The 9,991-nt window shown below is 65.1% G+C and carries 6 protein-coding genes; 2 read left to right on the top strand and 4 right to left on the bottom strand.

The features are described from left to right. Position 1 precedes the first annotated feature (1 nt). The 4 genes from KF886_14700 to KF886_14715 all read right to left on the bottom strand — a co-directional run bounded on the left by KF886_14700 (position 2) and on the right by KF886_14715 (position 6,606). Entirely contained in the window at positions 2 to 1,783 is a 1,782-nt protein-coding gene (locus KF886_14700) for a PAS domain-containing protein (protein ID MBX3178606.1), read from the bottom strand. A 90-nt stretch (positions 1,784 to 1,873) separates the two neighbouring features. Beyond that, positions 1,874 to 2,974, bottom strand: coding sequence for an endolytic transglycosylase MltG (gene mltG, locus KF886_14705; protein MBX3178607.1), 1,101 nt, complete (start codon positions 2,972 to 2,974; stop codon positions 1,874 to 1,876). 216 nt (positions 2,975 to 3,190) lie between these two features. Next, positions 3,191 to 3,655 carry a Holliday junction resolvase RuvX gene (ruvX, locus tag KF886_14710; protein ID MBX3178608.1) on the bottom strand — a complete coding sequence of 155 codons (465 nt, stop codon included), beginning with the start codon at positions 3,653 to 3,655 and terminating at the stop codon, positions 3,191 to 3,193. After that, positions 3,652 to 6,606 carry an Ig-like domain-containing protein gene (locus KF886_14715; GenBank protein ID MBX3178609.1) on the bottom strand — a complete coding sequence of 985 codons (2,955 nt, stop codon included), beginning with the start codon at positions 6,604 to 6,606 and terminating at the stop codon, positions 3,652 to 3,654. The genes ruvX and KF886_14715 overlap by 4 nt, the downstream gene beginning before the upstream one ends. A 221-nt stretch (positions 6,607 to 6,827) precedes the next feature. Here KF886_14715 and KF886_14720 point away from each other — a divergent pair, with 221 nt between their 5' ends. Further along, a complete protein-coding gene (locus KF886_14720; GenBank protein ID MBX3178610.1) occupies positions 6,828 to 7,634 on the top strand; it encodes a formate dehydrogenase accessory sulfurtransferase FdhD in 807 nt (268 codons plus the stop codon). 541 nt (positions 7,635 to 8,175) lie between these two features. Next, complete coding sequence (locus tag KF886_14725; protein MBX3178611.1) at positions 8,176 to 9,711, top strand: amidohydrolase family protein; 1,536 nt, start codon at positions 8,176 to 8,178, stop codon at positions 9,709 to 9,711. The last annotated feature ends 280 nt before the right edge of the window (positions 9,712 to 9,991 follow it).

Below are 9,991 nucleotides of genomic sequence, written 5' to 3' on the forward strand. Positions count from 1 at the left end.
ATCAGGAGTCGCGGGCGGCGCTTCCGGTATTCCGGAGCGCCCCCGCGACGGACTGAAGCAACTCGGATACCCCGTAGGGCTTGCGCAACACGGGCGCCGTAATCGCGCCGTTGTCCCCCGTGTACTTGCTGAGGTCCGCATACCCCGTGGTCAGTATCGCGCGCCCCCCCGGAAAGCGCGCCGCGAAGCGCGCCGAAAGTTCCGTTCCCAGGACGCCGCCGGGCAACACCACGTCACTGAAGAGCAGGTCGATGTGCGGCGATTCGGCGATGATTTGCTCCGCGATGCGCCCGTCCTCCGCGGATTTCACCGTGTAGCCGTGCGACCGCAGCACCTTCACCGCAAACTCCCGTAAGGCCGCTTGATCCTCCACCACCAGAATGATCTCGCCCTGCCCGCTCGGGTACGCGCCCGCGCGTTCCGCGTCGAATGCCAGCGCGGCCTCCGCGCCCGGCTTCACCAGCGGCGCGTAGATGGATACCGCCGTCCCCGCGCCCGGTTCGCTCGCGATCTGCATGTATCCGCCCGACTGCCGCACAAAACCGTCAACCATGCTCAGGCCGAGCCCCGTGCCCTTGCCCGGCTCCTTGGTGGTGAAAAACGGCTCGCGTACGCGCGCCAGCTTGTCCCGCGCGATGCCCTCGCCCGTATCCTCAACCGCGATTTCAACGTATTCCCCCGCCGCCACGGATTCCGCCTCCGCCTGCTCCGGAGTGACCGTCGCGCGCCGGGTGCGAATCCGAAGAACGCCGCCCCGCGGCATCGCGTCCCGCGCGTTTACGGCCAGATTCAGCAGCGCGCTTTCCAGTTGCACCTTGTCCAGGCGCGCGTACAGGGGGGCGTCGAGCAGATCGAGCTCGACGGCGATCGTCTCGCCGATGCTCCGCGAAATCAATTTACGGATGCCCGCCACCGCCGCGTTAACATCGACATCGGTGACAACAAGCACCTGGTTGCGAGAAAACGCGAGCAGGCGCGCGACGAGCTCGGCGGCCTGGTTGGCGGCGTAGCGCGCATCCCGAACACAATCCGGATCCGGCGTCTGACCCTCGCCATCCGACGCCATCAGCTCCAGGTTGCCGCGGATTACCGAGAGGTGGTTGTTGAAGTCGTGCGCGATCCCGCCCGTGAGGCGCCCGAGTGCGTGCAGGCGTTCGTTCTGCTCGACGCGCTGCTCCAGCAGCTCGCGCTCCGTAATGTCCGACGATATCCCGCAGACCGCCGCGATCCCGCCCGCCGCGTCGCGCACGGGAAACTTCACGGAAATATAGCTCCGTTCCTTCCCCTCGAAATCGGGGACCACCTCCCGGTAGTCCCGGGTCTCCCCCGTTTCCGCCACCTGGCGGTCATTCTCGCGAAGGGCGGCGGCCACCTCCTCCGGAAAGATCTCTCCGTCGGTCCTGCCCTCCAGCCCGGGCCACTTCGTCCCGGTAACGCGGAGGAAATGCTCGTTGGCGAACAGGTAGCGCCCCTCGGGATCCTTCATGTAGAGAAGGGCCGGCGAATTCTCCAGCATCGCGTTCAGAAGGCTCCGGCTTTCATCAAGATCGGCCTGGGCCTTCAACAGCTTGACGAGATCCCGGTACACGAGGATGAAGATCAGTATGGCGCTCAGGATGACAAAGGCCCAGCCCTTGTAGCTCTGCACCCGCGTCAGAAGCACGGGATCATCGTGGAGCAGGAGGGCCGCCTGGTCCGAAAACAAAATCCAGAGGACGGACAACACGCCGTAGATAAGGCCGAGCCGAAGCGCCATGCGCAAAGCGGAACTCTTTGTACTCACGCGCCTGCTCCCCTTTTCGTTCGGGCCCCATCGCCCGGCTTATCGATGCGTCCCATTCATTGGATTCGGTCACCTCTCGGCGTGCATGCGTTACTGTCCCAGCGCCCGGCGCTGCTCCGCGATCTCGCGGCGGTAGCGGGCCACCGCGGCCTCGTGTTCCGCCAGGGTCGTGCTGAAGGTATGCGTCTTGCCGTCCGCGTTCGACACGAAGTACAGGTAGTCGGCGTCGGCCGGTGCGAGCGCGGCGCGGATGCTGGCCGCGCCCGGGCTCGATATGGGCCCCGGCGGAAGACCCGCGTTCCGGTACGTATTATAGGGGGAGTCCACCTCCTTGTCCGAGTTCAACATGCGCTGGCCGTACTTGCCCAGCGCGTATTGCAGCGTGGAATCCATCTGCAGAGGCATGCCCAGCCGGAGCCGGTTATACAGGACCGCCGCCACCAGCGGGCGCTCCTCGTCGGTGCGCGCCTCCTCCTCCACGAGCGAGGCAATGGTGATAATCGTGTTTCGATCGTGGTTCTCGCTGCCCGGGATCTCCGACAGCAGCGATGCGTACACGGCCTCGAAATGCTCCACCTGCCGCGTCACCAGCGTGTCGGCGTCCGGAGCCTCGTCGAAGAAATACGTGTCGGGCATCAGAAAGCCCTCCAGCGACTCCCCGGGCGCCCCCACACGCTCGCGAAGGGCCGGGTCCGCGGCCGCGCGAACATAGTCCTCGCCCTGGGAAAGCAATGTCGCGGCCTGCGCAATCGCGAGTCCCTCGGGAATGGTGACCTTGACCCGATCAACCTCAAGCGGGCGCTTCGGCCCGGCCTGTAGCTGCCGCAGCAACCCGGTCGCCGAGAGCCCCTGGTTCAACTCATAAAGGCCATGCCGGATTACCGCCTCGGATCCGTCCAGTTGCAGCGCGAGCCGGAAGAAACCCTCGTATTCGATCAGGCCCGCATCCGCCAGGAGCCGGCCGACATCGCGCCCCGTGGATCCCCGCGGCACGGCGAACTCAACCGCCGGCCCGCTGGCGCCTTCGTACGTGACGTGATCGTACAGGATATAGCCCACCGCGCCCGCCGCCGCCACGAGAATCACCGACGCCGCGATTCCCCAAAGCACCAGCGCCGTAATCCAGCGCCAGAAGCGAAACTTCCGACGCTCGTGGGCCCGGGCATCCTCTAATAAATCTTCACTGGACATGATCGCTCACTGCGCTCCCGGCGATGGCGCCGAATGGGCGTTGCGCCGGTCAAGATACGACTGCTCCGATACACAAAAGGGCGCCACGGGTGCCACCCTCAAGCTCCGCGGCTCCGCCGCGAAGGCTTGTGGGTGTGGGCCTTTAGTTGAGCGCCAATAGTCCGCAACAGCATTTCATCCTCTTCATGGGTGAAGCAGCACGTCATCAGCGGCTGCTCACTGCGCTCCCGGCGATGGCGCCGAATGGGCGTTGCGCCGGTCAAGATACGACTGCAATATCTGTGCCGCGGCAATCTTATCAATCACGTCTTTACGTTTTCGACCTTTCCGGCCGCTCGCCCGGTAGATGTCGTCCGCCGCGTGGGTGGAGTAACGCTCGTCTTCAAACACCACGGGCACGGGGATGCGCGCGGCGAGCAAATCCGCGAATACGCGCACCTTGCGGGCCTGCGGGCCTTCATCGCCATTCTCCAGCAGCGGAAGACCCGCGACCACCAGCACGGGACGGAGCAACTCCACCGTCGCGGCGATCGCGGCCAGGGCCTTCTCTCGCGAGGGAGCGCGAACGACCTCGTGGGGCGTCACGATCGTCTGGCTCGGATCCGTAACCGCGACGCCCGTACGCGCGTCGCCAATATCCAGCGCGAGAATGCGCCCGGGCAACGCCGCCTCGCCCGTCACGCGCAATCGCTCCCGGCCCGCGCCCGCCGCTTCCGCCAACGCCGGGCCACCCCGGCGCCGCACAGCAGCATAAGCAGGGCGGTCGGAGCCGGCGCCGCCATCCACGCGGCGGCCAGCAGAATGACCGGCACCAGCAGCGCGCGGACGAGCGCCGCGAGCGCCGGGCTGCGGGCTATCACATCCGCCACCGGCGGGCTGACCGTGTAGTACGCGTCCACAAACATGGTTCCCGGCGCGTTCGTCAGCAGCCATTCATCCCGAAAGTCCCGCAGGATGTCGATATTCGCGGCCAGCGGCGTTCCACTTGCCGCCGTCGCCACGAAACACGGGTCAATTATCCCGCTTTCACCGTCCTGTAGCAGGAGGATGCCGAGAAGGCCGAAGAAACCGCGGTAACGGCGGAAATTCGGGTCCGGCGGCGTGAAAACGCCCACCACAAACGAGGCCGTGCTGCCGCTCTCGTTCGCCGTAACCGTAATCCGCGCCTGGCCCGGCGATGCCGCCAGAAGCGCGCCCCGCCGGTCCACCGAAACAATGGCCGGAGCCGAGCTGGAAAATGTGAACGTCGAATCCCTCGGATCCGGCGAAACCGGCTGGAGCAGGCGCCGGTACCCCACGGGTACAATGAGCTGCCTCGGCAGGTTTTCCAGCGCCACCCCGGCGGTTGCGAAAGTCCCGGATTCACTCAGGCTGCTGTTCTGGTTCTGATCCGTCGCCCGGACCGTAAAGGAATAGACCGTCCCCTCCGCGAGATTGGTGATGCGCACCGCGTGGCGGGTGTCGAGGCCCGGCGTCGCCTGGATCTGCTCATACTCGCCCGCCGCAAATCCAATCGCGATATCGCCACTGCTGAGCTCGTCCGTTTCCCACACCAGGAGCACGGAGTTCGCATCCACCTCCTCCACCATCGGCTCAACCGTGAATTCCGGCCCGGTAAGGTCGGGCGCCGCGGAGGTGATGGCGGCAAACGGATCGGACATCGCGGGCCCGTTAAGCGCCAGATCCGCCGAGCTCGCCGTCGCCTCGTACGCGGTGTTCGGCGTCAGCCCGCGCACCGTAACCCGGTGCGCGATCGCAAGCGCGCCGTCTTGATACCCTATCGGGTCGCCGTCCCCGGCAAGGCCATAGGCCAGGTAAGTATCGGCGGGCTCGTCCGTGTTCCAGCGCACGGTGAAACCGTCATCCGTCACCGCGAACACTTCCGGCCCCGCCGTGATCTCGGGCGCGGTCGTATCCGGGCCCACGTCCGTCGTGAAGACGAGCGGGTTTCCGCCCGCCCCCGACGTGACTTCCACGGACTCACCCGTGAATGCGGCGGATTCACAAACAAAGCTATACGAGGCGCCGGGGACCAGCCCGCCCAGCGTCACCCGGTGGCGCAGCCCGGCCTCACCGGCGGAAACCACTTCCGTATGGGTTGCGCCAAGACCGTAGCGCACCGTGCTCTCGGCGGGCGTGTCCGTCTCCCAATAGATCGTCGCCGTGGTGTCGGTAACGCCCAGAACCGTTGGCGGAGCCGTCACAACCGGCGGAAGCCCGTCATAAACCGGCAGCGTCGAGAGCGAAAGCGTCCCCTCGGCCAGGGCATCGCCCCCGCGCCACGCCGCCGACGCCACCTGGAAACTGTAGGCGGTATCGGGAAGAAGATCAACCAGCGTAAGCCGGTGCTGGCGGCGCAGGCCCGACCGGGTCTGGACGCGCGGCGCCTGCCCCGACGCCGCAAAGCGAACGGACGTCGTCGCGGGCTCGCTGGTTTCCCAGCGCAGGTGAATCTCGTTCGCCGTGACGCGCTCTATCAGCATCCCCTCCACAATGCGCAACGGCGGGGCGTCCGCCTCCGAAGCCGTGGCCGCTTCGAGCGTCGTCTCGACCAGATTCCCGGCCGCGTCCGTCGCGCGGATTTCCACGCTATAAACGGTGTCCGGCTGCAACCCCGAAAGCAGGGCCGTATGCGCGTTGCCGTAGGCCGTCATGGCTTCCGCCGCGACAACACCCTCCGGTTCCACCGCGAACGCCTCGCCCTGGGTAAACTCATTGGTGGTCCACGCCAGCAGAAGCGCACTGTCCGACGTCCCCGCCACGGACGGCAGCGCCACAAAGACCGGCGGGTTTGCGTCCGGGGTGTTGCGGGTCGCCGCCGATACCACGCGGCTGCGCTCCGCGGGCGCGCCCTCCGCGTCCAGTGTTTCCACCTGCAAGAAATAGGTCGTGCCGGGCGCGAGGCTCGGCAGCGTTACCTGATGCGCGAGCGCCGCGGCGCCCGTTTCCACCGACTGATCCAATGCCGTTTCGGATAGGCCGTACAGCACGCGGCCCCGCGCCGCCACCTGGGTCTTCCACGTCACCACGGCGCTGGACTCGGAAAATCCGCCCGGGATCGGCCCTTCCACCACCACGGGCGTCTGTGACGGATCAACGCCCTCGCCCTCGCCCTCGCCCTCGCCCTCGCCCTCACCTTCTCCTTCTCCTTCTCCTTCTCCTTCTCCTTCTCCTTCTCCCTCTCCTTCTCCTTCTCCTTCTCCTTCTCCTTCTCCTTCTCCTTCTCCTTCGCCTTCGCCTTCTCCTTCACCTTCGCCTTCTCCCTCGCCTTCTCCTTCACCTTCCGCAGGGCTACTGGCCGCGAAGAGTTCGCTGACCGAGAGAAATCCGTCGCTGTTCGCGTCGATGGCGGCGAAATCTTGAGCGGTCAAAGCGGGAACGGCCACCTGGGCTTCCGCATCGGACAATCGCCCGTCCGTGTCAACGTCCGCCGTGTCAAAGGACGCCAGCAACTCCTGCGCAATCGCGCTGAGGCTCGTATCCTGCTTATTCGCCGCGCCGGCCCGCGAATTCACGCAAAAAACAACCAGGAGAAGGATGGCGCCAGCCGCCAGGCGAACCAGGCGCGACGCATTGGAACCGTATGCATCCCGATTGCGGTCCCTGCCCGCACTGCAGCCCTTGGGAATCATTGTCTATCCTTCTCGGTTATGGCGGCCAATACAGCCCGTTCCCTGGCCCGCCCAATTCCCTGCGCGGGCCCCGATCACGGCCCTCCCCGCCGGCGTGGCGCACGGCAACTGCCCGGTCGGCGCGCCTGAACATCAATCCTACGCGCATCAATGTACCACGAAGCCCCCGAAACTTAAAAGCGCCACACACGTGTCCGCGCCATTGTGGTATCCTTCCCGGCGTGCGTATCAAACTATTCAAAGCGACGCAGTGGACCGGCGCCGAAACCCGCTCCGTCGAGGACCGCCTGCCGGTGGAGGCCGTGCTCCAGATCAAGGTGAACGGCGTCCCCTACACCACCACCGTGCGTACCCCGGGGGCGGACCACGCCCTCGCGCGGGGACTGATGCACACCGAAGGGGTCCTCACCGGCCCCGAGATCCGGCCCGAGTTCCGCGAGATCGCCGACCCGGCAACCGGCATCGCGGGCTGTCTGGAAGTCTCGGTCCCGGCGGCGGCCGTGGCGAAACCGCTCGCGGACCGGCGCTCCGCCATGGGCAGCGCTTCCTGCGGCCTCTGCGGGATTCGGGAGCCGGAGGAACTCGAGTTGCGCGGCGCACCCCTGGTGGCGCCGCCGGGCCGGGGCCTGAGCCGCGCCTGCGTCGCCCAACTTCTCGATGCGCTTCCGGATCACCAGCCCATTTTCCAGGCGACCGGCGGCGTCCACGCCGCACTGGCGTTCTCCATCGACGGAACCATTCTATCCAGCCACGAAGACATCGGCCGCCACAACGCCGTGGACAAGGTCATCGGCGATCTCATCCTGCGCGAACAGCTCGCCAGCGCCTGCGGCGTGCTCGTGAGCGGGCGCGTCTCCTACGAGATCGTCTACAAGGCCTGCCAGGCGCGCTGGCCCTACCTCATCGCCGTTTCCGCGCCCTCCTCCCTGGCGATCGAAATGGCCGAGGCCTTCGGGCTCTGCGTGGTCGCCTTCTGCCGCCCGCGACGCGCCACCGTCTACAGCCACCCCGGCTACCTCGCCGACTGATCGCGCGACCAACGATCGCGGTCATTTCCGCCGCGGCGCACCTTCGGCCTGTCCGAGGCAAATGTAGGATAGCCGTCCCGGCTGTCCACCGCGCCGAAAGGCGCGCCAGGATCGCGGACATTCCGCGCAAAACAAGCCACAACACCAAAAGCGTCCTTCCCCCTTCACTCTTCCCGCTTTCACTCTTCCCCTTTCCCCCTTCACCACCCGAAACTCGTTCCCACGGTCCACCGTGGGAATGCATACCGTTCCGCTCAGCGGAACAATCCCCACACAAGAATCCGTAAACCGTTCCGCAAATGTAGGATAGGCGTCCCGGCTGTCCAACGCGCCGAAAGGCGCAAATGTAGGATAGGCGTCCCGGCTGTCCAAGCGCCGCAAGGCACGACAGGCCCGCCCCCCCGTCTCTATCAAAGCCCGCGTTCCCTCCGCTGGCCACGTCATTCCGCTGATGTGCCGCCGAACTTTTATCCCGTCCCTTGCGATACGTATACTGGGGACGGCCCGCGCGCGGGCGAAATCAACACAGCGAGGCAGCAGTATGAGCAGTTATGACGGCGATCCCCGCGAAGAACACCCCCGGCTTGAGCCCACCTTGAAGGACGCCCTCATGCCGGCGCGTCCGCCGAAAAAACCGGATGGCGTGCGCGTGCCCGAGCCGGCGTCCCGCAATGAAGCGCGCGGCGGCGCGGCCCCCTCGTTGCAGGACGCCCTCTTGCCAAAGGATCACCATCCGCCCGCGCCGCCTCAGTCTTCGGCCGATCCAGCCACGGCCGCGGCGCCGGCCCCCACCGCCGCGGGAGAACCCCTGGCAACGGGTGAGGCGGTGGCGCCGAGCAACGCCGTCCAGTGGATCGTGGCGGCGGCCATCGGGCTCGGCTTTCTTGCGGTCTTCGCTCTAAGCTGGCAGCGCGCGCTCAACCCGGTGAGCGGCGAGGCGATTGCGCCGCTTGCCGATGCGGCGCCGGTGGACCCCGCCGAACCCATCGAAGCCGCCAATCCCGGCCCCGATCCCTCTGTTCCGAACCAGGTCTGGCCCTTTCAGGATCCGGGCCCGATGAGCCTGGCGCAGATCCAGGAGAAACGCCTCATCGTGGATGTCCACGAGCATATCGAGTCCCTCGAAGAGGCCCCGAAGTTCCTGGCGGCCATGGACAAGCTGGGAATTCAGCGGATCTGCCTGATGGGCAGCTCGAAGTTCACACTGACACTCGATGAGTCCGTGGGATTCACGGGCTACGACGAAAACAACGAAGAACTGATCAAGATCATCAAGGCCTACCCCGATCGATTTGAAGCGTGGCCCACGATCAATCCGGAGGATCCCGAGAAACTACCGAAAATTCAGGATCTCGTCGCCCGGGGCGCCACGGGCGTAAAGCTCTACACGGGCCACGGCTACATCTGCAGGGACCACTCCTACATGTTCCATCCAATTGCGATGGATCATCCCGACATGATGTCCTTCTATGCCTGGTGCGAGGCGAACTACGTGCCGATTGTCCTGCATGTCAATCCCTTCAAGGAGAAAAAAGGCTTTGCCCAGGAATTCATCGCGATCCTCACCCAGTTCCCCGATTTGAAGGTCGTCGCCCCGCATTTCATCCTTTCATCCGTATACAGCGCGCGGATGGAGGAATTGCTGGACACCTTCCCGAACCTTTACTCCGATATCGGCTTCGGCGACTACTTCATGGCGGAGCGGATCGACTACATATCGCGCTATCCCGAAAAGTTCACGCGCCTCCTCACCAAATACCAGGACCGCTTCTTTTTCGCGTCCGATCTCGTCATGATCAAGGGCCGCGCCGACGACTGGGCCGTAAACCAGATGCAGGCCTACATCGACATCCTCACCGCGGAGGAATTTACCTCCCCCGCAATACCCGGAAAGTCCTTGAAGGGCCTCAAACTCCCCGACGAAATTGTATCCAAGATCCTCTTCCGTAATTACTGGGGCTTCCGGGCGTCGCGCCCCCAGGGGACGCAAATTACGCGCAAAATCGACTGGAGCCGGATGAACCAGGAGCCGGTGGATCGCGAGCCGGGCCAGGCCTTCCCGCCCCCGCCCAAATGACGGGCGGCCCGGAGGCAACTAAATCAGGGTGCAATTCCGATATTACCGAAGAATTTCGAGTGCTATGAAGCGGGCCTTCAGCCCTCATCGCTTATTGGATCCCTTTTCCTGGGCCGATGGCCCAGGCTGGTTTGAAACAGGCCTTCGGCCCTGAATATCGGTAATTCTTTAGCCGTCTGAAGTAAGGCGTTCGCCGATACGAGATTCCTTACTTACACTGGATGTATTCGTCATTCCCGCGAAGGGGGCTGTCGGTTTACTTAACTCACCCTACACTATA

Source organism: Candidatus Hydrogenedentota bacterium (genome assembly GCA_019637335.1).
Taxonomy (GTDB): domain Bacteria; phylum Hydrogenedentota; class Hydrogenedentia; order Hydrogenedentales; family JAEUWI01; genus JAEUWI01.